The organism is Comamonas trifloxystrobinivorans (assembly GCF_043359985.1).
GTDB classification, from domain to species: domain Bacteria; phylum Pseudomonadota; class Gammaproteobacteria; order Burkholderiales; family Burkholderiaceae_C; genus Comamonas; species Comamonas trifloxystrobinivorans.
Map to the genome: position 1 here is coordinate 32,663 of NZ_JBHZGV010000006.1, position 26,019 is coordinate 58,681.

The 26,019-nt window shown below is 60.1% G+C and carries 22 protein-coding genes and 1 riboswitch; of the genes, 14 read left to right on the forward strand and 8 right to left on the reverse strand.

Going from position 1 to position 26,019, the window contains the following annotated elements:
* Positions 1–14: 14 nt before the first annotated feature.
* The 5 genes from ACFIQF_RS08015 to ACFIQF_RS08035 form a co-directional block, all read right to left on the reverse strand.
* On the reverse strand, positions 15–422 hold the full coding sequence (locus ACFIQF_RS08015) for a GtrA family protein (protein WP_393941771.1): 408 nt from the start codon (positions 420–422) through the stop codon (positions 15–17).
* The gene (locus ACFIQF_RS08020; RefSeq protein WP_393941773.1) at positions 413–1,390 is read right to left on the reverse strand and encodes a glycosyltransferase family 2 protein; all 978 of its coding nucleotides are present in this window, start codon (positions 1,388–1,390) and stop codon (positions 413–415) included. The genes ACFIQF_RS08015 and ACFIQF_RS08020 overlap by 10 nt, the downstream gene beginning before the upstream one ends.
* Positions 1,391–1,410: 20 nt before the next feature.
* A complete protein-coding gene (locus ACFIQF_RS08025) occupies positions 1,411–2,274 on the reverse strand; it encodes an acyltransferase family protein (protein ID WP_393941774.1) in 864 nt (287 codons plus the stop codon).
* Between the two features lie 162 nt (positions 2,275–2,436).
* Positions 2,437–3,831, reverse strand: a complete 1,395-nt coding sequence (locus ACFIQF_RS08030) for a hypothetical protein (protein ID WP_393941775.1) — start codon at positions 3,829–3,831, stop codon at positions 2,437–2,439.
* 8 nt (positions 3,832–3,839) lie between these two features.
* Positions 3,840–5,465 (reverse strand): peptide chain release factor 3, encoded by a 1,626-nt coding sequence (locus tag ACFIQF_RS08035; protein WP_393941776.1) that lies wholly within the window; start codon positions 5,463–5,465, stop codon positions 3,840–3,842.
* 332 nt (positions 5,466–5,797) lie between these two features.
* Between ACFIQF_RS08035 and kdpF the strand changes: the two genes are divergently transcribed.
* The 10 genes from kdpF (at position 5,798) to ACFIQF_RS08085 (ending at position 18,941) form a co-directional block, all read left to right on the forward strand.
* A complete protein-coding gene (gene kdpF, locus ACFIQF_RS08040) occupies positions 5,798–5,893 on the forward strand; it encodes a K(+)-transporting ATPase subunit F (RefSeq protein ID WP_393941778.1) in 96 nt (31 codons plus the stop codon).
* Positions 5,894–6,008: 115 nt separating this feature from the next.
* On the forward strand, positions 6,009–7,715 hold the full coding sequence (gene kdpA / locus ACFIQF_RS08045) for a potassium-transporting ATPase subunit KdpA (RefSeq protein ID WP_393941779.1): 1,707 nt from the start codon (positions 6,009–6,011) through the stop codon (positions 7,713–7,715).
* Positions 7,716–7,774: 59 nt separating this feature from the next.
* On the forward strand, positions 7,775–8,470 hold the full coding sequence (kdpC, locus tag ACFIQF_RS08050) for a K(+)-transporting ATPase subunit C (RefSeq protein ID WP_393941781.1): 696 nt from the start codon (positions 7,775–7,777) through the stop codon (positions 8,468–8,470).
* Positions 8,471–8,474: 4 nt separating this feature from the next.
* Positions 8,475–10,565 (forward strand): potassium-transporting ATPase subunit KdpB, encoded by a 2,091-nt coding sequence (kdpB, locus tag ACFIQF_RS08055; protein WP_393941783.1) that lies wholly within the window; start codon positions 8,475–8,477, stop codon positions 10,563–10,565.
* A gap of 28 nt (positions 10,566–10,593) precedes the next feature.
* Positions 10,594–13,293, forward strand: a complete 2,700-nt coding sequence (locus ACFIQF_RS08060) for a DUF4118 domain-containing protein (RefSeq protein ID WP_393941785.1) — start codon at positions 10,594–10,596, stop codon at positions 13,291–13,293.
* 10 nt (positions 13,294–13,303) lie between these two features.
* Positions 13,304–14,011 (forward strand): response regulator, encoded by a 708-nt coding sequence (locus ACFIQF_RS08065; protein WP_393942152.1) that lies wholly within the window; start codon positions 13,304–13,306, stop codon positions 14,009–14,011.
* Positions 14,012–14,029: 18 nt separating this feature from the next.
* Positions 14,030–14,127: riboswitch (S-adenosyl-L-homocysteine riboswitch) on the forward strand.
* Between the two features lie 75 nt (positions 14,128–14,202).
* A complete protein-coding gene (gene ahcY / locus ACFIQF_RS08070; RefSeq protein WP_393941786.1) occupies positions 14,203–15,633 on the forward strand; it encodes an adenosylhomocysteinase in 1,431 nt (476 codons plus the stop codon).
* 224 nt (positions 15,634–15,857) lie between these two features.
* The gene (locus tag ACFIQF_RS08075) at positions 15,858–17,060 is read left to right on the forward strand and encodes a TlyA family RNA methyltransferase (protein WP_393941787.1); all 1,203 of its coding nucleotides are present in this window, start codon (positions 15,858–15,860) and stop codon (positions 17,058–17,060) included.
* Positions 17,061–17,107: 47 nt separating this feature from the next.
* A complete protein-coding gene (gene metF / locus ACFIQF_RS08080) occupies positions 17,108–17,935 on the forward strand; it encodes a methylenetetrahydrofolate reductase [NAD(P)H] (RefSeq protein ID WP_393941788.1) in 828 nt (275 codons plus the stop codon).
* 181 nt (positions 17,936–18,116) lie between these two features.
* Entirely contained in the window at positions 18,117–18,941 is an 825-nt protein-coding gene (locus ACFIQF_RS08085; protein WP_393941789.1) for a septal ring lytic transglycosylase RlpA family protein, read from the forward strand.
* Between the two features lie 292 nt (positions 18,942–19,233).
* Here the strand turns inward: ACFIQF_RS08085 and ACFIQF_RS08090 are convergent, their stop codons facing one another.
* Entirely contained in the window at positions 19,234–20,124 is an 891-nt protein-coding gene (locus ACFIQF_RS08090; RefSeq protein ID WP_393941791.1) for a 23S rRNA (adenine(2030)-N(6))-methyltransferase RlmJ, read from the reverse strand.
* 312 nt (positions 20,125–20,436) lie between these two features.
* Between ACFIQF_RS08090 and rplM the strand changes: the two genes are divergently transcribed.
* The 4 genes from rplM to mdtD all read left to right on the forward strand — a co-directional run bounded on the left by rplM (position 20,437) and on the right by mdtD (position 23,319).
* A complete protein-coding gene (rplM, locus tag ACFIQF_RS08095) occupies positions 20,437–20,865 on the forward strand; it encodes a 50S ribosomal protein L13 (RefSeq protein ID WP_393941793.1) in 429 nt (142 codons plus the stop codon).
* A gap of 11 nt (positions 20,866–20,876) precedes the next feature.
* Positions 20,877–21,269: a 30S ribosomal protein S9 gene (rpsI, locus tag ACFIQF_RS08100; RefSeq protein WP_393941795.1), complete on the forward strand. Its 393-nt coding sequence runs from the start codon at positions 20,877–20,879 to the stop codon at positions 21,267–21,269.
* A gap of 164 nt (positions 21,270–21,433) precedes the next feature.
* Positions 21,434–21,799, forward strand: a complete 366-nt coding sequence (gene erpA, locus ACFIQF_RS08105; RefSeq protein ID WP_393941797.1) for an iron-sulfur cluster insertion protein ErpA — start codon at positions 21,434–21,436, stop codon at positions 21,797–21,799.
* Positions 21,800–21,891: 92 nt separating this feature from the next.
* Positions 21,892–23,319 (forward strand): multidrug transporter subunit MdtD, encoded by a 1,428-nt coding sequence (gene mdtD, locus ACFIQF_RS08110; RefSeq protein ID WP_393941799.1) that lies wholly within the window; start codon positions 21,892–21,894, stop codon positions 23,317–23,319.
* A 32-nt stretch (positions 23,320–23,351) separates the two neighbouring features.
* Here the strand turns inward: mdtD and ACFIQF_RS08115 are convergent, their stop codons facing one another.
* Together ACFIQF_RS08115 and ACFIQF_RS08120 are read right to left on the reverse strand one after the other, a co-directional pair.
* Positions 23,352–24,464, reverse strand: a complete 1,113-nt coding sequence (locus ACFIQF_RS08115) for an anhydro-N-acetylmuramic acid kinase (protein ID WP_393941801.1) — start codon at positions 24,462–24,464, stop codon at positions 23,352–23,354.
* A 71-nt stretch (positions 24,465–24,535) separates the two neighbouring features.
* Positions 24,536–25,894, reverse strand: coding sequence for a peptidoglycan DD-metalloendopeptidase family protein (locus ACFIQF_RS08120; RefSeq protein WP_393941802.1), 1,359 nt, complete (start codon positions 25,892–25,894; stop codon positions 24,536–24,538).
* Between the last annotated feature and the right edge of the window lie 125 nt (positions 25,895–26,019).

Here is a 26,019-nt window from a genome sequence, read left to right on the forward strand (position 1 = left end):
AGTTGGGCGATGGTTTATTTTTTTAAATGTTTACGATAGATGAGTCGACTCATGCCGAGGTAGTTAACGCTCATTCCAGCCAGTGTGCCAATAGCGGCATAGGCCGCAAGCCCAAGAGGCGTGTGTTCGAACTTCCAAGCAAGTAGTGAATAAACCACTATATTTACCGCTCCACCACCTAGCATCAAAAGCAGGTATTGAAAATATTCAATAAATAAGCTGCCTGATGCACTGCGTCCTGCAAAAGAAATGTGGCGGTTGATAATCCAAGTTAAGGTCGCCGCTAACCAAAACGACAAAATGCGGGCGCCATATATGCCTAGTGAGTTGTGCAGCAAGGCTAGAACGCCGACATCAACTAGAAAAGCCAAGCTGCCGGCTATTAAAAACCAAATTAGTGAGCGGCTAATATTTATTGCCATTGGCGTGTAATCGAGGGCGCGGGCTCCGCCAAGTACGCCAAGTGTTTAACTTCGCGTCTAGCCAAGGTTATGGCTTGAAGGATAAGCCCTGTAACAAACGACAGACCTCCGCTGATTGCCAAGGCTATTGCTAACCCTAGCGTCGGGAAGCGCCGCACTAATCCAGTATGAAAGTATTCCATCACAATGGGGGCTGTCAGGACTATTGCCAGTAACCCAAGCAGCGCGGCTAGCCAACCAAAAAATTGCAAAGGTTTTTCGCTGATGACCAACCGGCCTATGGTTTTGAGAATACGCCAGCCATCACGGTAAGTTGACAGCTTGCTGGCAGATCCTTCAGGACGTGCTCCGTAGGGAGTATCCATCTCAGCACTCGGCATACGCAACTCCAGCGCGTGGACATTGAGCTCAGTTTCGATTTCGAACCCGTTGGAATGGGCTGGGAATGATTTGACATAACGGCGCGAAAAAACGCGATAGCCTGAAAGCATATCGCGAAAACTGCCGCCAAAGATATATTGGACACTACCAGTGAGCAACTTATTGCCTAATCGGTGACCTGGACGGTAGGCGAGTCCAGGTCCAGGATCGGACTCCACTCGGGCGCCCACAACCATGTCCAATTGTTGGTCAAGCAAAAGATCAGCCAGCGCGCGTGCGGATGGCGCATGATAGGTGGCATCGCCATCGACCATGATGTACACATCTGCATCAATGTCTGCAAACATACGGCGAACTACGTTCCCCTTGCCCTTCAGGTTGACATCACGAACTTGGGCTCCGACCTGTTTGGCTACTTCTACTGTTTGGTCGGTAGAAAGGTTGTTGAAAATGAATACCTCAGCTTCGGGAAGCGCTTGCCTAAACCCTTCTACAACAGAGCGGACCGTCATTTCTTCGTTGTGGCAAGGAACGATCACTGCAATGCGCTGGTTGCGGTAGAGGGGGCGCTGGAGGTTCTCGGTCATATTCAGTAATTAAATCTAATTTATGTTTGACTATATTGTAATCGCTGAGTGGATATTTTTTTGGGCTTGAGGCGTAGTGCTGATTTTTCAATGATCTGCCAGGAGATATAAGCTAGCGTTACCGTGATGACGGCTGAAAAGAGCATGCTTATATAAAAATTAAGTGTAGGGTAAAAGAAGTTTAGCATTGTCTGCTGGACAGGATATGCGTATAAATAAATTCCATATGAAGGGTCACCAAAACGGCCAAATTTATTCAAAACAGGTGTTGATTCCTTTCCGAGGCCAATAGTGAGTGCAGGTACGCTGATCAGTAAAGCAAGGAAGTGGTAGCCATTTATGTAGAGGGTGATTCCGATTAAAAAGGATATGAATATAAAGCTCTTGATATAAGGGGTCCAAAATTTTTGTGTGCACTGTAATATGACTCCCATGATGAAATAGGCGCTAAATTCTCGTCCAGGAATGTATTTGCCAACAATATCTGGAATTCCTTTATTTATGTACCATGCAAAGAAAATGATGCACCATGCAATTATCCATTTTTTATTTTTCAAGAGTCCTGTGATTCCAATTATGGCCATAAACAGGTAGCAGCGTACTTCAAATGGGATAGTCCAGAGCGAACCATTGACAGAGGATCCTCCAGGGTTGTTGGTAAAAACGCCTGGAAGTGGAAAGTGAATTTCCATGATCAGGGTTCGCAAATAGTCCCATGTTGCTCTGTGAGCGAAATAATCGAATACAGTCAAATTGGTGACGATTGGTCCTAGAATCAGGGTTGATAATAGCACGACGGTGATCAGGGCTGGCCAAATTCTTAGAATGCGGCGCCAAGCGAAACGAAATGCATTTGGGTCGGAGAGCCAACTCTGGGTAACCAAGAAGCCGCTGATACTGAAAAAAAACCATGACAGCAACCCCTCCCAATGAGATAACCCCAGGTAATCCTGGTTCTCCTAGGTTGCTGAGGGGGTAATGATGAGACACCAAAACCAGAAGTGCTGCAGATATCCTCAGAAATTCAAAGTTATTTTGTATTCGATTCATGCTTTATGGTTTATATCAGTTTGTTGATGCTTTGCGATTTTGTTACAAAGCATGGGTAATAAAACCATGGGCATGAATACGAGTATGCTCATGTATCTATATTCTGATGCTATAGAAAAAAAGAAAATTCCGGCGAGTTGCAGAAGAAAAGTCAAACTGATGACGAATTCAATGGATTTTGGATTTTTGGAAAACTTGAATGCTGCTATTAGTAAAATTGCTATGGCTATAAATGGGCTCCATAGAATATTTCGATATTTATAGCTTTTGAAATATAGGGAATCAGGGATTTTGTAGATTGGACTGCTGTCTTTGGTTCTCGCCTCTGATATTGATAAAGTTTTGGGGAGCACCGTTAGAGTGTAAGTGGGCCAAGGTAAGCCACTGTATGCAAGGGCGCTAGAGAAAAAAACATGGGTGCGACTTCCCATGAATGCACCTAAATTATTTGGGAGATTTCGTTTGATAAACTCTCTCTGAAGAATCTTCTTTTGTTGCGAAGTGAAGCGGCCTACCAGTGGGCCGTCAGAGTCAAAATTGAGAGGGTCCCAATACTCTCGATCATAATATTTCAAATAGTGATCGATTGGATTCAATTCTTCTAGAGTTTCTATTGTTTTTTGGCTTACTCGGTTTTCAGAGGATGGTAATTTAAAGACTGGGGGTTGTAGAAAATTGATGGTTTCCCAGATGACAAGTGGAAAAATTGCACTATGAGGCTTGTTTTCGCCCTGTGCTTTGTTAAGCATGGAGAGTGCAAGCAGGTTGACTCCGACGATGACGGCTAATACTAACTTGTCTTTTTTGCAAAGATGGTAAGCGGCAAAGGTAATTGGAATGAGTGCTGGCAAGCCATTGGTTCTGGTCATTAGTGCAAAACTAGTAGTCAAAATAATGATGACCAAAGAAAATGCAGTGATATGACCTCTTTTGCATGAAGTGTACAGTTCAAAAAATAAGCCTGCAGTAGCCACTGCAAATATGCCGTCACCTATTAATGTAATATTTAGTATAATCAGGTGTGGGGCGAGACTTATAAAAAATAAGCAAAAGAAAAACGATTTGTAGAAGCGCTGATTCAATAGGTAAAGCTGAATTCGGCATAGTACTAAAACGCACAGGCAAGCTAGTATGATGATGGGGACTTCAATCCGCTTTGTGAAACCATAGGTGCATTCTAAAAATGTCATCCAGAAAGCAGTTTTCCCTGGGGAAAATGGTGTAGTCCCGTCTAGGTAGCGTAAAACCGCTGCGCTGTCCTCCGCAAGTACTCCTGGCCATAAGCCCGCTATGAAAAATACATAGCTTCCAATAATAAGAAATAGTGTTGCAGCACGGAAAATTGGAGGGGTAGATTCACTGCTTGATCTGGAAGACAGAGTTGTTTGCATTCGGCGATTTACCCGCGTTGTAACTCCAGGCCGGCGTGTTCGCGCAGCGGGTGGAAGTGGATCTTGGGGAAGCGCTCCTGCGCCAAACGCACGTCATACGGGCTGGTGCACAGATAGGCCAGCGTATCGGCCGCATCGTGTGCCAGACGCAGCGGGTAGGCGTTCTCGAACTCGCGCAGCTCGGCCGGGGTGTCGGCGGTGATCCAGCGGGCGCCCGTGTATTGGCAGGCTTCCAGGCGCACTTCGCAGTCGTATTCGGTCTTGAGGCGGTGTTGCACCACTTCAAACTGCAGCTGACCCACGGCACCCAGCAGCATATTGCCGCCGGCATCGGGCTTGAAGACCTGGATCGCGCCTTCCTCGCCCAGCTGCATCAGGCCTTGCTGCAACTGCTTGGTGCGCAGCGGGTTCTTCAGCACCACGGTCATGAACATCTCCGGCGCAAAGAACGGCAGGCCGGTGAACTGCAGGTTGGGGCCGTCGGTGATCGAATCGCCCAGCTGCACACCGCCGTGAATGGTGAAGCCGATGATGTCGCCCGCATAGGCTTCGTCCACGGCTTCGCGGCGCTGCGACATGAAGGTCACCACGCTGGTGGGGCGCAGCTCCTTGCCGGTGCGTTGCACCTTCATCTTCATGCCGGGCGTGTACTTGCCGCTGGCCACGCGCACAAAGGCAATGCGGTCGCGGTGGTTGGCGTCCATATTGGCCTGCACCTTGAACACCACGCCAGCAAAGCTCTTGTCTTCGGGGCGGATAGTCTTTTCTTCGCGCTGGCGGTTCACTTCCGTGTAGGCCACGCGCGGGCCGGGCGGTGGCGACATGTCCACCACGGCGTTCAGCACTTCCATCACACCGAAGTTGTTCACACCGGAGCCGAAGAACACGGGCGTCAGCTTGCCTGCGAGGAAAGCCTGGTGGTCCCACTCGGCCGAGGCGCCCTGGGCCAGTTCCATGCTCTCGATGGCGTCGTCAAAGGCCTTGCCAAAACGGGCGCGCAGCTTGTCCACTTCGGTCAGCGGAATGATCTCAAAGTCTTCGGGGCGCTTTTCGCTGCCGGCGGCGAACACCGTCATGCTCTGCGTTTGCAGGTTGATGATGCCGCCGAAGCTCTTGCCCTGGCCCACCGGCCAGGTGATGGGGCAGCAGGGCATGCCCAGCTCGCGCTCGACCTCGTCCATGATGTCCAGCGGGTCACGCACTTCACGGTCGAACTTGTTGATGAACGAGATGATGGGTGTGTCGCGCTGGCGGCAGACCTCGATCAGGCGGCGGGTCTGCGATTCCACACCGTTGGCCGCGTCAATCACCATCAGCGCCGAGTCCACGGCGGTGAGCACGCGGTAGGTGTCTTCCGAGAAGTCCTTGTGGCCGGGGGTGTCGAGCAGGTTGATGACATGGTCGCGGTAGCTCATCTGCATCACCGACGAGGCCACCGAAATGCCGCGCTGCTTCTCGATCTCCATCCAGTCCGAGGTGGCATGGCGCGAAGCCTTGCGGCCCTTGACGGCACCGGCAATCTGGATCGCGCCCGAGAACAGCAGCAGCTTTTCGGTCAGCGTGGTTTTACCCGCGTCCGGGTGGGAGATGATGGCGAAGGTGCGCCGGCGTTGGGTTTCGGGTGCGTAGGACACAGTGCGGAAGACGAAAAAGTACGCAAGTCCTTGTCGGACTGCAAAAAACAAAGCCAGCAGACGCTGGCTGAAACTGGCGCAATTTTAGCGGATGGCGGCCCGCATTGCCGATGCTGGTTTTTCTGGGGCCCTCGCTCGGTAAATGTGCCTGGCTGAGCTGCTGCGGGCCATTTCCCCATCTTGATGCCATCTTGATACCCGCCCCGCCAATCTCTACGCGCTGTTGAGGCGTTCATTTCTACAGTGGCTACAGCGCTGGCGTTGTGTCGGCGTATTGGGTTTTGCTTCGCTCCCGGGCATTGGGCGCGGAGGTGAAGCGGGAGGAGTTATCCATGCCTTACCACTGGGTTGAAGTGTTGGCGGCCTTGGCGGCTGCCGGTTTGTTTGTCTATCTGGGCTATGCCTTGCTGCGCCCCGAGCAGTTTTGAGGGGCGGCCATGCAAGTACTGCAAGACATTCTTTTTGTGGGCCTGAGCTTGGCCTGCTTTGTCGGCCTGCTGGCCTTTGTGCGCGCTTTGACGCGGATCTGACCGGGAGCACCGCATGTGGCTACCTTGGATTGAATACGCCGCCGTGCTGCTGGCGTTGACTTTGCTGACCGTCCCCATGGGCCAATGGCTGGCGCGCTGCTTTACCAGCGAGCACCACACCTGGCTGGAGCGCTGCACTTACGGCGCTTTGGGTGTCGACCCGCAAGAGCGCATGGGCTGGCAACGCTATGGCGCGGTGCTGGTGCTGGCCAATGCGGTGATGATGCTGCTGGGCTACCTGCTCTTGCGGATGCAGGGTTGGCTGCCGCTGAACCCGCTGGGCAATGCGGCGCAAGCGCCGGATCTGGCTTTCAACACCGCAGCATCCTTCATCACCAATACCAATTGGCAGGCTTACGCGGGCGAAAACAGCCTGAGCAATGCCACGCAGATGGCGGCGATCACGTTTTTGATGTTCGCCGGCTCCACCACGGGCGTGGCGGTGGGCGCCGGTTTTGTGCGCGGCCTGGCCCGCTCCAGCGCGCAGGATGTGGGTAATTTCTGGGTGGATTTTGTGCGCGTGTTCTGGCGCGTGCTGCTGCCGCTGTCGTTTGTGATGGCGCTGGTCTACGTCTGGCAAGGCATACCGCAAACCCTGAATACCGAAACCGTGGCCACCACGCTGGAAGGCGCTCAGCAGCAATTGCTGATGGGCCCCGTGGCCAGCTTTGAGAGCATCAAGCACCTGGGCACGAATGGTGGTGGTTTTTTCAGCATGAATGCGGCGCACCCGTTTGAGAACCCCACGCCGCTTACCAATTTGCTGCACATCTTCTCGATGCTGCTGATCCCCGCCGGGCTGACCTATGCCTTCGGCTCCATGCTGCTGCGCCGCCGCCAGGGCTGGGTGTTGTATGGCGCCTGCATGGTGATGTTTGTGGGCTTTTTGGCGCTGGTCTTTGTGGCCGAGCAAAACGGCAGTGGCCTGCTGGAGCGTGCTGGTGCTGACCAGCAATACAGCGCCAGCCAAAGCGGCGGCAATATGGAAGGCAAGGAGCTGCGCTTTGGCATTGTGGACACGGCCTTGTTCGTGACCACCACCACGGCGGCTACCACCGGCTCGGTCAACGCCATGCACGATTCGCTCACGCCGCTGGGCTCGATCACGCCGCTGGCGCAGATGATGCTCAACTGCGTGTTCGGCGGCGACGGCGTGGGCCTGATCAACCTGATCCAGTACGCGATTTTGACCGTGTTTCTGGCCGGCATGATGATCGGGCGCACCCCCGAGTTTCTGGGCAAGAAGATCGAGGTGCGCGAGATGAAGCTGGTCATGCTCTCGGTGCTGGCGCATCCCGCTGCCATCCTGGGCTTTACTGCGCTGGCCGTGCTCTGGCCAGATGCTTCGGCCAGCCTGAACAACCGCGGGCAGCACGGCTTCTCGGAAATTCTCTATGCCTACGCGTCGGGCACGGCCAACAACGGCTCTGCCTTTGCCGGACTGAACGCCAACACGCCGTTCTTCAACACCACCATGGGGCTGGCCATGATTGCCGGGCGCTTTCTGACCTTGCTGCCCTTGTTGGCGCTGGCCGGCAGCCTGGCCGCCAAAGCCACGGTGCCGGCCGGCCCGGGCACCTTCCCCACGGCCACGCCTTTGTTCATGGGCCTGCTGGTGTTTGTGGTGCTGGTGGTGGGCGGCCTCACCTTTTTGCCCGCCTTAGCGCTGGGGCCGGTGATCGAGCATCTGCAAATGCTGATCGGCCAACTCTACGCCTGAATTTTTGCCAACGCTGCTGCCCCGCCCGGTGTTGTGCGGCCAGCAGCCAGGAGCAAGCTATGAAATCTTCTTCGCATAATTTTTCCGTCCCTGCGGTGGAGCTGGTGCCGGCATCGGCAGCCAGCGCTGGCTGGGCTCGTTTATTGGGCAGCTGCGCACGCGCTGCCGTGGTGGTAATGCTGGTCTCGGGCGTTGCTTACCCGCTTGCCACCACCGGCGTGGCGCAGCTCAGCATGCCGCAGGCCGCCAATGGCAGCCTGGTGTTGCGCAACGGCCAGATTGTTGGATCGGCCCTGATCGGCCAGCAGTTTGACAGCGCGCCTTACTTCCATGGCCGCCCCAGCGCCACCACCGCGCCTGATCCGCAAAAAGAGGGCGCCACGATTGCTGCGCCTTACAACGCCGGCCTGTCGGGTGCCAGCAACCAGGGCGCTACGCACAAGGATTTGGCCGAAACCGTGGCACAGCGCGTAGCGAAGTACCGCACGGACAACGGTTTGGCCGCTGACACCAAGGTGCCGGTGGATGCGGTCACCGCTTCTGCCTCCGGGCTCGATCCGCATATCTCGGTCGCCAATGCCGAGCTGCAATTGCCGCGTGTGGCGCAGGCACGTGGCCTGGCTCCAGAGCAATTGCGTGGCCTGCTGGCGCAAGCCACGGAGCAGCGCACCGGCTATTTGCTGGGCGAACCTCGCGTCAATGTATTGCGGTTGAATCTGGCGCTGGACGCGCTGCAGCAACCGGCCAAGGAGTGAGAGCATGGCTAGCCAAAAAATGACGGCAGGCAGCAGCCTGTTTGAAGGCCCGCTGGTGCGCGCCGCTTTGTGGGATGCGCTGCGCAAGCTCTCGCTGCGCACGCAATGGGCCAACCCGGTGATGTTTGTGGTCTACCTCGGCGCCATTCTGACCAGCCTGCTGTGGCTGCAAAGCCTGAGTGCGGCCGAGCCCGCCAACGCCGGTTTTACCTTGGCGATTGCGCTGTGGCTGTGGTTCACCGTGTTGTTTGCCAACTTTGCCGAGGCCCTGGCCGAAGGCCGCAGCCGCGCCCAGGCCGCCAGCCTGCGCGGCATGAAGCGCGATACCGTGGCCAAGGTTTTGCAGCAACCCCAACACGGCAGCGCATGGGTGCCGATGCGTGCCAGCGAGCTGCGCAAAGGCGTGGTTTTGCTGGTGGAGGCAGGCGATGTGATTGCGCTCGATGGCACGGTGATCGACGGCGTGGCTTCGGTGGACGAGAGCGCCATCACGGGCGAATCGGCGCCGGTGATCCGCGAGGCAGGCGGCGATTTTTCATCGGTCACTGGCGGTACGCGCGTGCTGTCCGATTGGCTGGTGGTGGAGGTGACGGTCAACCCCGGCGAGTCTTTTCTGGACCGCATGATCTCGATGGTGGAATCGGCCAAGCGGCAAAAGACGCCCAACGAGCTGGCGCTGACGATTTTGCTGGTGGGGCTAACCTTGGTGTTTTTGCTGGTCATCGTCACGCTCTGGCCTTTCTCGGCGTTTGCAGTGGCGCAAGCGGGCTCGGGCACGGTGGTCGGCATTGCGGTGTTGGTGGCGCTGCTGGTGTGCCTGATTCCCACCACCATCGGCGGTTTGCTCTCGGCCATTGGCGTGGCCGGCATGAGCCGCATGATGCAGGCCAACGTAATAGCCACTTCGGGCCGCGCTGTGGAAGCCGCGGGCGATGTGGACGTGTTGCTGCTCGACAAGACCGGCACCATCACCTTGGGCAACCGCCAGGCGAGCGAGTTTTTGCCCGCGCCCGGCGTCAGCGCCCAGCAATTGGCCGAGGCCGCACAGCTGTCCTCGCTGGCCGATGAAACGCCGGAAGGCCGCAGCGTGGTCGCCTTGGCGCAAGAGCGCCACAGCTTGCCCGAGCGCCAGGCCGATGCGTTGCCCGCGGAGTTTGTCCCTTTCACCGCGCAGACCCGCATGAGCGGCGTGGACTTGTCCACAGCGCAAGGCCTGCGCAGTTTGCGCAAAGGTGCGGCCGATGCCGTGCGCCGGCATGTAGAAGCGCTGGGCGGCAATTTTCCCAGCCAGGTGCAGCAGGCGGTGGACAACGTATCGCGCAAAGGCAGCACGCCGCTGGTGGTGGCCGATGGCGCGCGGGTGCTGGGCGTGATCGAGTTGAAGGACATCGTTAAACCCGGCATGCGCGAGCGCTTTGCCGAGCTGCGCCGCATGGGCATCAAAACCGTGATGGTGACCGGCGACAACCCGCTCACTGCCGCCGCGATTGCGGCCGAAGCGGGCGTGGACGATTACCTGGCCGAGGCGCGCCCCGAGGACAAGCTGCAGCTGATCCGCAGCCACCAAGCCGCCGGCCGGCTGGTGGCGATGACGGGCGACGGCACCAACGACGCGCCAGCGCTGGCCCAGGCCGATGTGGCCGTGGCCATGAACAGCGGCACGCAGGCGGCCAAGGAGGCAGGCAACATGGTCGATCTGGACAGCAACCCGACCAAGCTGATCGAGGTGGTGGAAACCGGCAAGCAGATGCTGATGACGCGCGGCGCGCTCACCACTTTCAGCATTGCCAACGATGTGGCCAAGTACTTCGCCATCATCCCGGCGGCATTTGTGGGCACCTATCCGCAGCTCGCCGCGCTCAATGTGATGCAGTTGCACAGCGCCGATTCGGCGATTCTGAGCGCCGTCATCTTCAACGCTTTGATCATCATTGCGCTGGTGCCGCTGGCTTTGCGCGGCGTGCCTTACCGTGCAGTGGGCGCAGCTGTGTTGCTGCGGCGCAATCTGCTGATCTACGGGTTGGGCGGCTTGCTGGTGCCGTTTGTCGGCATCAAGCTCATCGACCTGCTGCTCACGGTGCTGGGCCTGGTATGAGGCAGAAAACGCTGACAATGGCGGGGCCATGCCTTTGACTGCCAGCAATCCTTACGCCGAGCCAGCGCGCCCTGATCCGGATGCGCTGGTGGCGCAACTGCAGGCCGAGCAGCGCCAGGCCGGGCGCGGCAAGCTGCGCATCTACTTTGGCTCCAACGCCGGCGTGGGTAAAACCTACGCCATGTTGGCCGCCGCACAGCGCGAGCGCCAAGCTGGCCGCTCGGTGTTGGTAGGCTTGGCAGAAACGCATGGCCGCGCCGAGACCGAGCAGCAATTGCACGGCCTGGAGGTGCTGCCGCGCCGCAGCTTGGCTTACCAAGGCAAGCGGCTGGCCGAGTTTGATCTGGACGCTGCCTTGGCGCGTCACCCCGATGTGTTGTTGTTGGACGAGCTGGCGCACAGCAACGTGGCCGGCTCGCGCCACCCCAAGCGCTGGCAAGACGTGCAGGAGTTGTTGGCTGCCGGCATCGAGGTCTGGACCACGCTCAACGTGCAGCACCTCGAAAGCCTGAACGACGTGGTCAGCGGCATCGTTGGCATCCAGGTGCACGAAACCGTGCCCGACCATATTTTTGATGACGCCGACGAGGTCGTCGTGGTCGACATCTCACCCGAAGAGCTGCTCAAGCGCCTGAAGGCCGGCAAGGTTTACCCGTTGGAGCAGGCCGAGCGCGCATCGCGCAACTTCTTCCGCCTGGGCAATCTGCTGGCGCTGCGCGAGCTGGCCTTGCGCCGCACCGCCGACCGCGTGGACGAAGACATGCGCGACTACCGCCGCGAACGCGCCATTGGCGAGGTCTGGCCGGCGCGCGAGCGCTTGCTGGTCGGCATTGGTGGCCGTGCGGGCGACGATGCGCTGGTGCGCCAGGTGGCGCGTTTGGCGCGGCGCCTGGAAGCGGAGTGGATGGTGGTGTATGTGGATGCGCCCGAGCGCCAGCACCGCCCGCGCCCGGCGCAAGAAGCGGTGCTGAAAACCCTGGCGCTGGCCGAGCGTTTGGGGGCGGATACGGCCACGATTCCGGGCGCGCAGGTGGCGCAGGCCTTGGTGGGCTTTGCACGTGAGCGCAATGCCAGCCATCTGGTGCTGGCGCGGGTGCAGCAGGCTTTCAGCCGCTGGCTGCCTTGGCGCCCGGCCAGCTTGCCGGAGCAGATTGCGCTTTTGGAGCCGGGGCTCGATGTGCTGGTGTTGTCGGTCAAAAACACCAAGCCCGAGAGCGTGCCGCGTGCGCCAGTGGGCGACAAAAGCCCGCTGGCCTGGAAAGGCTACCTCGGCGCCAGCTTGGCCTGTTTTGCCGCCACAGCCATGGCCGAGCTGCTGCTGCAGGTGTTTGACCCGGCCAACGTGGTCATGCTGTTCTTGCTGGTGGTGGTGTTGTCGGCCTTGCGCTGGGGGCGCGGGCCGGGCGCCTGGGCGGCGCTGTTGTCGGTGATGCTGTTCGATTTTTACTTTGTGCCACCGCGCAATTCTTTCAGCGTCAACGACACGCAGTACATCTTCACTTTTTGTCTGATGCTGGGCGTGGCACTGGTTTGCGGCCAGCTCATGGCGCGCTTGCGCCACGAGGCGCGGGTGGCGGCAGAGCGTGAGCGCCGTGCCGGTGCGCTGGCGCGGCTGGCGCGCGATTTGTCGGGTGCGCTGACGCAAGAGCAGGTCACGGAAATTGCGCTGTCCACCGTGTCTGGTGTGTTCGACGCGCAGACTGGCCTGCTGCTGCCCGACAGCCAAGAGCAGCTGCACATAGCGCCTGGCAGCCAAGGTGCCATCGACACCAGCGTTGGCAATTGGAGCATGGAGCACCGCCAGATGGCTGGCCAGGGCACCGACACTTTGGCGGCTGCAAAGGCACTGTATGTGCCGCTGATGGCGCCGGTGCGCGCACGCGGCGTGCTGGTGTTGCAGCTGCGCACGGCGCAGCGCTTGCGTGTACCCGAGGAGCGGCGCTTGCTCGATGCCTGTGCCAGCCAGATTGCGCTGGCCTTGGAGCGCGTGCATTTTGTCGACATAGCGCAGCAAACCCAGGTGGCGATGGAGGGTGAGCGCATGCGCAACACGCTGCTGTCGGCCGTGTCGCACGATTTGCGCACGCCGCTCACTGGCATTCTGGGCGCCGCCCAAACCGCATTGCCGCACACGCCGCCGGGCGCTGCGCAGGACATGCTGGTGCAGATTCGCAACCAGGCCCAGGCCATGCAGCAGCTGGTGGACAACCTGCTGGCCATGGCGCGCTTGCAGCAGGGCGGCGTGCACTTGAAACGCGAATGGCTGCCGGTGGAAGAACTGGTGGGCAGCGCTTTGCAGCAGATGCGCGAGCGCTTGTCTGCCCACGTGGTGCGTACCGAAGTGCCGGCCGGATTGCCGCTGCTGCAGGTAGATGCCGTGCTGATGCAGCGCGTGCTGGTCAACCTGCTCGATAACGCGGCCAAGTACACGCCTGCCGGCACAGTAATCCAGATTACGGCCCGTGTGGAGGGCGCAGACTGCGTGCTGGTGCTGCAAGACTTTGGCCCCGGCTTGCCCAGCCATGTGGCGGCCGAGCAGTTGTTTGAGCCCTTCACGCGGGGCGTGACGGAATCGTCCGTCTCGGGCATGGGCCTGGGCTTGACTTTGGCTCAGCGCATTGTGGAGGCGCATGGTGGCAGCCTGCATGCTGAATCGACGCTGGCCACGCAAGGCACGGTGTTCAGCCTGCGCTTGCCCGTGCCCGAGCAGCCGCCGGTCGATGAATAATAGAGCCCGCATGAACGCCGCCAGCCCCCGTATTTTGTTGATTGAAGACGATGCCAGCATCCGCCGCTTTGTGCGCTTGGCGCTGGAGGACGAAGGCTGGCAGGTGTTCGAGGCCGATAGCGCCAAGCGCGGCCTGATCGAGGCCGCCAGCCGCCAGCCCGATGCCGTGGTGCTCGACCTGGGGCTGCCCGACGCCGATGGCAAAGCCGTGATTGCCGAGCTGCGCGCCTGGAGCCAGTTGCCGATTCTGGTGCTCTCGGCCCGCGAGCGCGAAGAAGAAAAAGTGGCCGCGCTCGACGCCGGTGCCGACGACTACCTGACCAAGCCTTTTGGCGTGCCCGAGCTGCTGGCCCGTTTGCGCGTCATGCTGCGCCGGCGCCAGCAAGCACCGGCGGCTAACAAGCCGAGCAGCCAGGCGCGCTTTGGCGATGTGCTGGTGGATCTGGCCACGCACGAGGTCACGCGCAGCGGCGCAGCGGTGCATCTGACGCCCATCGAGTTTCGCCTGCTGGCGGCTTTGATCGCCGGCCAAGGCCGGGTGCTGACGCACCGCCAATTGTTGCTACAGGTCTGGGGGCCGGAATACCTGGATCGCCCGCACTACCTGCGCGTGCACCTGGCCAACCTGCGCCAGAAGATCGAGGCCGACCCGGCCCAGCCGCGCCATTTGCTCACTGAGCTGCAAGTGGGTTATCGGTTGGTGGGCTTGGAAGGCTGAATCCCTTATAATTGCCGTCCATCCGAGGAGCGTTGCAGCGTTCCCCAGCCGGCCCAGCGCCTGGCAGCAGCGGGGCGTGAGGCTCGGATTTTCATCTGCAACGACGCTCACCCACGCTTTCTGTGCGGTGAGATGGTGTATCCCTCTTCTTCCGCAGAACGTGGTTTTTCATTCAATTTTTGGAGAAAACCATGAACGCTGCTGTGCGCTTCAACCCTGCTGACTCGGCCATCGCCGACATCACCCTGGCCGACTGGGGCCGCAAAGAGATCAAGATTGCCGAAACCGAAATGCCCGGTTTGATGGCCATCCGCGAAGAGTTTGCTGCTGCCCAGCCGCTCAAGGGCGCACGCATCACCGGCTCGCTGCACATGACCATTCAAACGGCCGTGCTGATCGAAACCCTGAAGGACCTGGGCGCTGACGTGCGCTGGGCTTCTTGCAACATCTTCTCGACCCAAGACCACGCTGCCGCCGCCATTGCTGCGACTGGTACGCCCGTGTTCGCCATCAAGGGCGAATCGCTGAAGGACTACTGGGATTACACCCACAGCATTTTCGAATTCGGCGCCAAGGGCACCGAAGGCGAAGGCCCGAACATGATTTTGGACGACGGCGGCGATGCCACCATGCTGATGCACCTGGGCCAGAAGGCTGAGAAGGATCTGTCCGTTCTGGCAAATCCCACCAGCGAAGAAGAGAAGATTGTGTTCGCCGCCATTAAGGCCAAGCTGGCTGTGGACCCCACCTGGTACACCCGCAAGTCGGCCCAGATTCAGGGCGTGACCGAAGAGACCACCACCGGCGTGCACCGCCTGAACGAAATGTCGGCCAAGGGCACGCTGCTGTTCCGCGCCATCAACGTGAACGACTCGGTGACCAAGTCCAAGTTCGACAACCTGTATGGCTGCCGCGAATCGCTGGTGGACGGTATCAAGCGCGCTACCGACGTGATGATCGCCGGCAAGGTGGCTTGCGTGGCCGGTTACGGCGACGTGGGCAAGGGTTGCGCCCAGGCTCTGCGTGCTCTGTCGGCCCAAGTGTGGGTGACCGAGATCGACCCGATCAACGCCCTGCAAGCCGCCATGGAAGGCTACAAGGTTGTGACCATGGAATATGCCGCCGACAAGTGCGACATCTTCGTGACCACCACCGGCAACAAGGACATCATCCGCCACGAGCACATGGTCGCGATGAAGGACCAGGCCATCGTCTGCAACATCGGTCACTTCGACAACGAAATCGATGTGGCGTCGATCGAGAAGTACGAGTGGGAAGAAGTCAAGCCCCAGGTCGACCAGATCAAGTTCCCTGACGGCAAGAAGATCACCCTGCTGGCCAAGGGCCGCCTGGTGAACCTGGGTTGCGCCACCGGCCACCCCTCGTTTGTGATGAGCGCCTCGTTCGCCAACCAGACCATCGCCCAGATCGAGCTGTTCACCCGCCCTGATGCCTACCAGGTGGGCAAGGTGTATGTGCTGCCCAAGATCTTGGACGAGAAGGTCGCTCGCCTGCACCTGAAGAAGGTGGGCGCCCAGCTGACCGAGCTGACCCAAGCCCAGGCCGACTACATTGGCGTGAAAAAAGAAGGCCCTTACAAGCCTGAAACCTATCGCTATTAAGCGGTTTTGCGCGCTCTCCCTCAAGCGGGAGAGCGTGCAAACAACATGCAAAGTCGCGTAGTGTCGTGACTTTGCTTTCTCTTCGCCGCTTGTGCGCCGAGAGAAAAAAGAATACCGAGGAAGCGCGTGCGCTGTACGCGCTTCTGACCTCCTCTCCCGCTGGCGGGAGAGCGCTGGGGTGAGGGCCGACTGCCCTCGCCTCGTGACAGTTTTATGGAGGCGCGATGCGCGCAGATGTTTTTCTGGTCGAAAACGGCCACGCCACCACCCGCTCGCAAGCCCAGCGTTTGATCGCTTCGGGCGTGCAATGGCGCACGACAGTGCTGGCCCCTTGGATCAAGGTGGCTAAGAACGGTGACGATATTCCGGCCGGCTCCGAGGTGCAGCTGCTCGACGCCTCCGAGGCCAAATACATCTCGCGTGGCGGCCTCAAGCTCGAAGGTGCTTTGGCGGCCACCGGCATTGCCGTGCAAGGCCTGCGCTGCCTCGATGTGGGACAGAGCACGGGCGGCTTTACCGACTGTTTGTTGCAGGCGGGCGCGGCCCAGGTGATTGGCATCGATGTGGGCCAAGGCCAGTTGCACGAGCGCCTGCGCAATGATGCGCGGGTGGTGTGCGTGGAAGGCTTCAATGCCCGCTCGCTGACCCCTGAATCCTTGCAAGCGGCGTGCGATCTGGCGCTGAGCGAAGTGATCGAGGAAGAAGAGGACAACGACACCCAGCCGGTGGCGCCTTACGCCTGGATGCGCAATGGCGGCCAGGTGGGTGACGACTACGACGACAGCGAAGACGCCAAAGAGCAGGAGATCGAAGACTTCAAGGCCGAGCGCAGTGCCAAGGCGCGCGCCAAGGCCGAGGGCTCGGCCCCGGTGGAGCGCCGCCGCAAGCCGGGCACGGAGAAGGTCGACATCACGCCGGCGTTCGACTTTGTCACCGGCGATGTGTCGTTCATCTCGCTGACCCTGGTGCTGCCCGCAGTGGCCCAGGTGCTCAAGCCGCACGGCGAGCTGCTGATGCTGGTCAAACCCCAGTTCGAGCTGCAGCCCGGCCAGATTGGCAAGGGCGGCATCGTGCGCGACAAGGCGCTGTACGCCGAGGTGGAAAAGCGCATTCGCGATTGCCTGGCCAGCGTGGGCTTGACGGTCAAGCAGTGGCTCGATTCGCCAATTGAAGGCGGCGACGGCAACCACGAATTCTTTGTGCACGCCCAGCAAGGCGCGCAGATCCAGGTGCCTGTACCTGCTTCGGCCGAAGTGGAAGACGAAGATGCGCCCAAGCCAGCTGTGAAGAAGGCGGTCAAGCGTCCTTCGCGTGCCGACATCAAAGCCCAGCGCGCCAAGCAAGAGCTGTATGCCGACCCCGAGGTGGCCAGCTTTGGCCAGCCCGGCCCGGCACGAGCCAAACAGAAAAAACGCAACGAGCGCTGAGCCTGGGGCCTGCGCGAGATTTACCCGATTCCGAGACGAGTGTTGCCATGACTTATCCCATCAGCTTTGAGTTTTTCCCGCCCAAGACGCCCGAAGGCGCGCAGAAGCTGCGCGGCGTGCGCCAGGAGCTGTATAGCCGCAAGCCGCAGTTTTGCTCGGTGACCTACGGCGCCGGCGGCTCCACGCAAGAAGGCACCTTCGGCGTGGTGAAGGCGATTTTGGAAGAGGGCGTGGACGCGGCTTCGCACTTCTCGTGCGTGGGCGCCACCAAGGCCAGCGTGCGCGAGCAACTGCAGCAGCTCAAGGACATGGGCGTCAAGCGCCTGGTGGCTCTGCGCGGCGATTTGCCCAGCGGTTATGGCCTGGGCGGCGAGTTCCACTACGCCAGCGATCTGGTGGCTTTTATCCGGGCCGAATTCGGTTCGTATTTTCACATTGAAGTGGCCGCCTATCCGGAGATGCACCCGCAGGCGCGCAACCCCGAGGCGGACATGCAGGCCTTCATCACCAAGGTGAAAGCGGGTGCGGATTCGGCCATCACGCAGTACTTTTTCAATGCTGATGCGTTTTGCAGATTTCAAGAAGATTTACAAAAACGCGGCATTGAGGTGCCTGTCATCCCGGGTATTATGCCGATCACCGGATCGACGCAGCTGATGCGCTTTTCGGATGCCTGTGGTGCAGAAATCCCGCGCTGGATTCGTCTGCGTCTGCAAGGCTATGGAGATGATGTTGCCAGCATTCGCGCCTTCGGCCTGGATGTGGTGACGCAGATGTGCGAAGACTTGCGCCGCCGGGGAGCGGTGGGCCTGCACTTCTACACCATGAACCAAAGCGCCGCCACATTGGCGATCTGCGACCGCCTGGGACTCTAACTATTCACCTCGGCGCGGCAGACCAGAGTGCTGCTATCCGAGGGAATCGCTGTTGCCGTCGTCGTTGCCATCTACTGTCCGTTGTCTGCTTGCCGCTGCTGTTGCTGCGGTGCTGGTGAGCGGCTGCGCGGAGATGCCAGCGGCGGAAGGGCAGAGAGGCGCGGAGGCGGTCACGACGGCTGTGCCTGCAGCCACTGAGGCAGCTGCTGCGGTAGCTGAGCCTGCAGCTCTTGCACCAGCCGCGCCTGCTGTTGCAGAGCTGCCACAGGCCGCTGCCTCGCTACCCACACCTGTATCACAAGCGCCCGCAGCGTCCGCCGTAGTGCCGCCGCTGGACGAAGAATCCGCACGCATGTCGGACGAGCGCCGTGGCCTGGGCCTGGTGCTGCCGCCCGCCGCGCCGATGAGCAGCATCGACGGCATTTCCCGCCCTTGGGACGTGCCCGATATTCCCCGCAGCCTCAAGCAAGACCCGTATCGCCCGAGCGACCAGCAAGGCCTGGCTTCCTGGTACGGCGGCCAGTTCCATGGCCGCAAAACCGCCAATGGCGAGCGTTTTGACAAAGGCGGCCTGACGGCAGCGCATAAAACCTTGCCCTTTGGCACGCAGCTGTGCGTGCGCAGCATGGTCACTGGCAAAGCCGTGGTGGTGCGGGTGAACGACCGCGGCCCTTATTCGGGCGACCGCATTCTCGATCTGAGCCAGGGCGCCGCCGCCGAGCTGGGCATGCTGGGCCTGGGGATCAAGCCCGTGGAGTACTGGGCGCTGGATGAGGACGAGGATGAATGCCCGTCCTTTGTACTGGCCGGCCGCCGTGGCTCGGGCAAGCTGGCAGCGCCTGCCGGGCATGCTGGCAACCACAAGCAGGCTTTGGCGCCCAACCGCAGCAATGGCCGTGTGCACCAGACTTTGCCGGTAGCAGCCAAGTCGGCAGTGGCCAGCAAATCAGCACCCAAGGGCAAGGTGGGCAAGGCTCAGGTTAAAACGCAGCCTCGTAAGAAGTAAGGATCTTCTCGAGTGGTCGAGGAAGAGAAGACATGGGTCAACCGGTATTCAAGCAGCATCGCTTTGCAGTGAAGTGGGCGTTGAATCGCTCACTCCAATGGCGATATGGACCCGTAGGCTAGGCGTCCGGGGCGCAGACAGTACACATGTACGGCAAGACCCGGCAACAACGCATACGGGTTCATATCGCCACCTCAAAACGAAGACTCTCGACACAGGCATTGCAGCAGGCTTCGCCACCCCACTTGCGCCCCTCGGAAATTCTGGATACCCCAGAAATATATGCTGGCGCTTAGTTGCCGCCGCTTTCCAGCGTGTAGCCGGCGTTGCTGTCTTGTTGCAACAGCTCGGCCATCTGGGGCAGGGCCTCTTTGAGCTGGTCTTGCAGCACATAAGGCGGGTTGATCACGAACATGCCGCTGGCGGGCAGGCCGGGGCGCTTTTCTTCGCCCTGGCGCATGGCGGCGGTGATCTTGCTGGATTTGACCGTCAGCTCTGCATTCAGCCAGCTCTTGCCGGCCTTGTTGGCCAGGGTTTTGAGGCGGCGTGGCAGATCGTGCGCCTCCTGGCGCGGAATGATCGGGTACCACACGGCGTAGGTGCCGGTGGGAAAGCGCGTGAGGCTGTCAGCCACCATGTCGAGCACGCGGCCGTAATCGGTCTTGAGTTCGTAGCTCGGGTCGCAGAGCATCAGCGCGCGGCGCGAAGGCGGCGGCAGGAACTTCTTCACGCCTTCAAAGCCGTCTTCCATCAGCACCTGCACCTGGCGGCCGGCGCGCAGCTGAGCGATATTGCCCGAGAGCGAGCGGAAATCGGTGGGATGGATCTCGAACAGCTTGAGCTTGTCGTGCTCACGCAGCAGGCGCTGCTCGATGAAGGGCGAGCCAGGGTAGACCTTGACGTTGTTGGCGCTGCGGTTGAACTCCGCCACCATGTCCACATAGTCTTGCAGCAGCGGGCACAGGTTCTCGGCGCCTTCGAGGCGGAAGATGCCTTCGTCGGCCTCGGCGCTCTTGCTGGCGTAGTCGCCATCGAGGCGGTACAGGCCGGCTCCGGCGTGGGTGTCGAGCACCGCCAGGGCCGCATCCTTTTGCGTCATGTATTGCAGAATGGCAATCAGGGTCGTGTGCTTGAGCACATCGGCGTGATTGCCGGCATGGAAGGCGTGGCGGTAACTGAACATAGGGCGCCTATGGTAGCGGCCCAAGGCAAGCGAGCAGGCCCAAGGGGCTTGTTTTTCATGCAAAAGCCGTGGCTTGCCTGTGGAAATGGGGTATTGGCGAACTCCGCAAATACTTTTATAATGGCGGGCTTCGCAGCGATTTTTATGAATCCCGCGGCGAAGATGGGAGACTTGCCGATGCGCTTTTGGGTGCGTTGTCCAGCTTGCCATAAACCCGCCTAAGAGGCTTCCAGCCGTAGAGCCCTCTGCGTCAAGAAGAAGCACCGACCGCGGAAAAGGATTCGCCAAACCCTCTATTGAAAGAGCAATCTCATGTCTACATTCAGCGCAAAACCCGCTGAGGTGCAACACGAGTGGTTTGTGATTGACGCCACCGATAAGGTGCTCGGACGTGTCGCCAGCGAAGTGGCACTCCGTCTGCGCGGCAAGCACAAAGCCATTTACACGCCTCACGTTGACACCGGCGACTACATCGTCATCATCAACGCTTCCAAGCTCAAAGTGACCGGTACCAAGTCTCTGGACAAGGTGTACTACCGCCACTCCGGCTTCCCTGGCGGCATCACGGCAACCAATTTCCGTGACCTGCAAGCCAAGTTCCCCGGCCGCGCTCTGGAAAAGGCTGTCAAGGGCATGCTGCCCAAGGGCCCTCTGGGCTACGCCATGATCAAGAAGCTGAAGGTCTACGGTGGTGCTGAGCATCCTCACACCGCTCAACAGCCTAAAGTGCTGGATATCTAAGGAGTCTTGAGATGATTGGTGATTGGAACAATGGCACCGGCCGTCGCAAGTCCAGCGTCGCCCGTGTGTTTCTGAAGAAGGGCTCCGGCAAGATCACTGTGAATGGCAAAGACATTCAGCAGTACTTCGGCCGCGAAACCTCCATCATGATCGCAAAGCAGCCCCTGGTGCTGACCGGCAATGTCGAAGCTTTCGACATTCAGGTCAATGTGCACGGCGGCGGTGAATCCGGCCAAGCCGGTGCTACCCGCCACGGCATCACCCGCGCTCTGATCGACTACGATGCAGCACTGAAGTCGCAACTGAGCCAAGCCGGCTATGTGACCCGTGACGCCCGTGAAGTCGAGCGTAAGAAGGTGGGTCTGCGTTCTGCACGTCGCGCAAAGCAGTTCTCCAAGCGTTAATCGCTGGCTACTTGCCTCAAAAAACCGCCCTCGGGCGGTTTTTTTCATGCCTGCGCAAAACCCCCACTGCCATTGCCGGCACCACAGGTGGGCCTAAGCAGCAAATACCCGATTGCGGTACTATTGTTTGTAGTAAATCAAATACCTGACTGGAGTCATCTCCCATGAGTGAAGTTGCTGACACCGCCGTCGCGGAAATGCCCGCACCCATCGTTTTCACCGACAGCGCTGCTGCCAAGGTGGCCGACCTGATTGCCGAAGAAGGCAACCCCGATCTGAAGCTGCGCGTGTTTGTGCAAGGCGGCGGCTGCTCGGGTTTCCAGTACGGCTTTACCTTTGACGAAATCGCTAACGAAGACGACACGACCATGACCAAGAATGGCGTATCGCTGCTGATCGATGCCATGAGCTACCAGTACTTGCTGGGTGCCGAGATCGATTACAAGGAAGACTTGCAAGGCGCGCAATTCGTCATCAAGAACCCGAACGCCACCACCACCTGCGGTTGCGGTTCGAGCTTCTCGGTGTAACTGCCATTTGCCTATGACAGCCGGCGCTTATCCACAGCCCGCTGTTCACCCTCTTGCAAAGCCGCTGCTCGTCAGCGGCTTTTGTTTTGCCCATGACCGCTGATACCGCTGCCCCTGCGCCCCTCGCGCCGCACAAAGAGCGCTTGCTCTGGCTGGTGGCGATTGCGTTTTTTCTGCAATCGCTGGACGCTACGATTTTGAACACGGCCTTGCCGGCCATGGCGCGCTCGCTCAACCAGAGCCCGCTGAAGATGCAGTCGGTCATCGTGGCCTATTCGCTGACCACGGCCATGCTGATTCCGGCTTCCGGTTGGCTGGCCGATCGTCTGGGCACCAAGCGTGTGTTTGGCTGGGCGATTGCGCTGTTTGTGCTGGGCTCGGTGTTGTGCGCGTTATCGCCGTCGCTCAACTTTTTGATTGCCGCCCGCGTAGTGCAGGGTTTGGGCGGCGCGATGATGCTGCCGGTGGGGCGCCTGGCGGTGCTGCGCACGCACCCCAAAGGGGATTTCATCCGGGCGATGAGTTTTATTGCGATTCCCGGCCAGATTGGTGCGCTGCTCGGCCCGACCTTGGGTGGTTGGCTGGTCGAAGTGGCGAGCTGGAACTGGATCTTCTGGATCAACGTGCCGGTGGGCTTGCTGGGTATTTGGGCCAGCCGGCGCTGGATGACGGATGGCGAGCCAATCCCGCCGCGCCGCTTTGACGGGCTGGGTTACGCGCTGTTGTCGTTCGGCATGGTGGCGGTGTCGGTCGCGCTCGACGGCATGTCGGGCATGGGCTTGGGCACTGCGGTCGTGGTGGTGCTGATGATTTTCGGCCTGGCGAGTTTGGCCAGCTACTGGATGCACGCTTTGCGTGTGCCGGAGCCGCTGTTTGCGCCCGTGCTCTTTCGCGTGCGTTCGCTGCGAGTGGGATTGCTGGGCAATCTGTTTGCGCGTTTTGGCACGGGGGCGGCGCCGTTTCTGATTCCGCTGCTGCTGCAGGTAGGCCTGGGTCTGTCGCCCATGAACGCCGGCATGATGATGCTGGCCACCGTGCTGGGCAGCATGCTGGTCAAGCGCATTGCCGTGCAGACCGTGCAGCGCTTTGGCTACCGCCGCGTGCTGCAGGTCAATTCGGTGATGGTGGCGCTGATGTTGGCCACCTTTGGCCTGACCGCACCGGGCCAGCCGAGCTGGTTGCTGCTGCTGCAACTGTTCATTTTTGGGGGCTTCAACTCCATGCAGTTCTCGGCCATGAACTCGGTCACCTTGAAAGACCTGGACGGCGAATACGCCAGCAGCGGCAACAGCCTGCTGTCGATGGTGCAGATGCTGGCCATGGGTATTGGCGTGGCGCTGGCCGGTGCGCTGCTCTCGGGTTACTCGGAGATGTGGCAGGCCGACCCGGAGAAATCACTGCGCGCCATCCATGCCACCTTCATGACCGTGGCGCTGATGACTTTGGCCGCCACTTTGGTGTTCAGCCAGCTGGACCAAGACGAACCCGTCAAGCCGGCGCCCGATGGCGGTGACGCTTGAGTTTCGGTGTTTTTGCTATTGAATAAATAGCATCAGCGCGGGTAGATGGCCCCCAACACGCGCGGCCCGTGTGCGCCGGTCACCGCTGGCAGATTGCCGGGTAAGCCGTGCCAGCACTGGCGTGCCAGCCAGGCAAAGGCGGCGGCCTCTACCTGCAGCGGCGGCAGGCCGTGGGCGGCCGAGCTTTCTACTGTCAAACCTGGCAGCAAGGCGGCCAGGCGCTGCATCAGGTGGTCGTTCAAGGCGCCGCCGCCGCAAACAATCAGCTGCTGGCCTGCGGCGGCACCGTGCTTGTGCATATCTTGCGCCACGGCGCGGGCGGTGAACTCGGTCAAACTGGCCTGCACATCGGCCGGCGCTGCGCCGCTGGCATGCTCGGCTAACAAGGGTGCGAGCCAGTGGGGATTGAACAGGTCGCGGCCCGTGCTTTTGGGCGGCTCTTGCGCGAGAAAAGGCTCGGCCAGCAGTGCCGCCAACAATGCGGGAACAGGCTGGCCGGATGCGGCCCAGCGCCCGCTGGCATCGAAAGCTGCGTTGGTGTGCAGCTGGCACCAGTAATCCATCAGCGCATTGCCCGGGCCGCAATCCCAGCCACGCACATCCTGGCCGGCCAGGCGGCTGACGTTGGAGATGCCGCCGATGTTCAAGACCCAGCGCAGCGTGTCGGGACGCCCGAAAACGCCTTGGTGGAACGCGGGCACCAAGGGCGCACCTTGACCGCCGGCGGCTACGTCGCGGCTGCGAAAATCCGCTACTACCGCAATGCCAGTGAGCTCAGCCAGCAAGGCCGGGTTGTTGAGCTGCAAGGTGTAGCCGGTGCCGTCCCACAGGCCGGGTTGGTGGCGTACTGTCTGGCCGTGCGCGCCAATGGCTGTGATGTCGCTGGCGGCCAAGCCACTGGCGCCGAGCAAGGCTTGCACCACCTCGGTGTAGCAACGCACCAAGGCATTGGCGGCCAGGGCGGCGTGGTGCAGTTCGTTCTCGCCAGGGCTGTTCAGTGCCAGCAACTGTTTTTTGAGTGTGGCCGAAAAAGGCACGCTGGCGTACTGCAGCACCTGCAATTGCTCGCCCTGCCATTGGGCGATGACGCCATCCACACCATCGAGGGAAGTGCCTGACATCAGGCCGATAAAGCGCTCGGTCATAAAAACGGCTGCCAAAAACAAAGGCCCCAAGCTTACTGCAATGGGGCCTGATGGAGGGAGCGGGCGGGCGTTTAATCGGCGCGGGCCAGCGTTTCCATTTGCGTGTTCAAAGCCAGGCGCATGCTCTTGGACAGGGCATCGAACGCGGGGCGCGATTGCTTGTTGATGGGCTGCATGGTTTCGCTTTGCGCCACCATGGCTAGCGGATCGACCTGCTCGCCTGCCACGCGGAATTCGAAGTGCAGGTGCGGGCCGGTGGCCCAGCCGGTTTGGCCGACGGCACCGATCTCGCTGCCCTGGCTGACCTTTTCGCCCTGGCGCACTTCGATGCGGCTCAGGTGCGCGTAAACGGTTTCGTGTTTGTTGCCGTGGTCGATGTAGATCACGTTGCCGTAGCCGTTTTGCACGCCGGCAAAGGTGACCACGCCATCACCCACGGTGCGCACGGGCGTGCCTTGCGGGGCAGCCAGATCGGTGCCTTTGTGGGCGCCCCAGGTTTTGTGGATGGGGTGCATGCGCATGGCAAAAGCGCTGGAGACGCGGGTGAACTTGACCGGCGAGCCGATGTAGGTGCGCTGGTTGCTGTCGCCAGCGAAGTTGTAGTAATCGCCTTTTTCCTTGGGATTGGGCTGGAACCACAGGGCTTCGTGCGTTTTGCCGTTGTTGCGGAACTCGGCGCTCAGCATGCGGCCGGTGCGCAGGATTTCGCCATCGGCTTCCAGGGTTTCGTAGACCAGCGAGAAGCGGTCGCCCGCGCGCAGCGACTTGCGGAAATCGATCTTGTCGCCAAACACGTCGGCCAGTTGGTTGGCCACGTTGTCAGGGATGTTGGCGGCATCGGTGGATGCGTACAGCGAGCTGCGGATGATGCCGCCAGCCAGGCGCGTATTACGCGTGAGCGGCACGAACTCGGTCACCGTGTCGAACTTGCTGCCGTTTTTGCGGATGGTAAAGCGCTGGAACACATCGCTGTTCTCCGCTGCCCAGCGTACGGTCAGGGCGGTGAGCTCGTGGCTGTTGGTGGTTTCGGCGGTGACCAGGCGGCCGCTCTTGCCAATGATGGCGCTGCGCGCCTTGGCGTTGCTGCGGATGAAGGCCGCTGCCGCCGGATCGGCTACGCCCAGGCGGCGCAGCAGGGTTTCGGGCGAATCGTTACCGCGCACTTCGTCGCTGCGGTACAAAGAAAAACCTGGTCCGTCGACCAGGTCTGCAATGGAAATATCCGATGCCAGCGAGGGAACGCTGTACTCGACCGTTTGCACGGGCAGGTCATCGGGAGTAGGGCCGAGTTGGGCGACTGCGAAAGCGCCGCCACCGGCGGTCATCAGCAAAACGGCCAGAGCTGCGGCCAGACGCTTGGGGTGTTGTTGGGCGGTATTGACGAGCTGGCTGGCTAGTGCATGGCCTGCTGTGATGAATCCATTGTTCAAAGTTCAATCCCGGTTACGACGGTGCAGGCTTGTCGGGCTCTGGCGCAAGGCAGCTGGAGCAGGAAGGTTCAAGCGCGAACGATCCATGACAAGAGTTACACCCAAAATTCAAAGGCAGCGTCCGC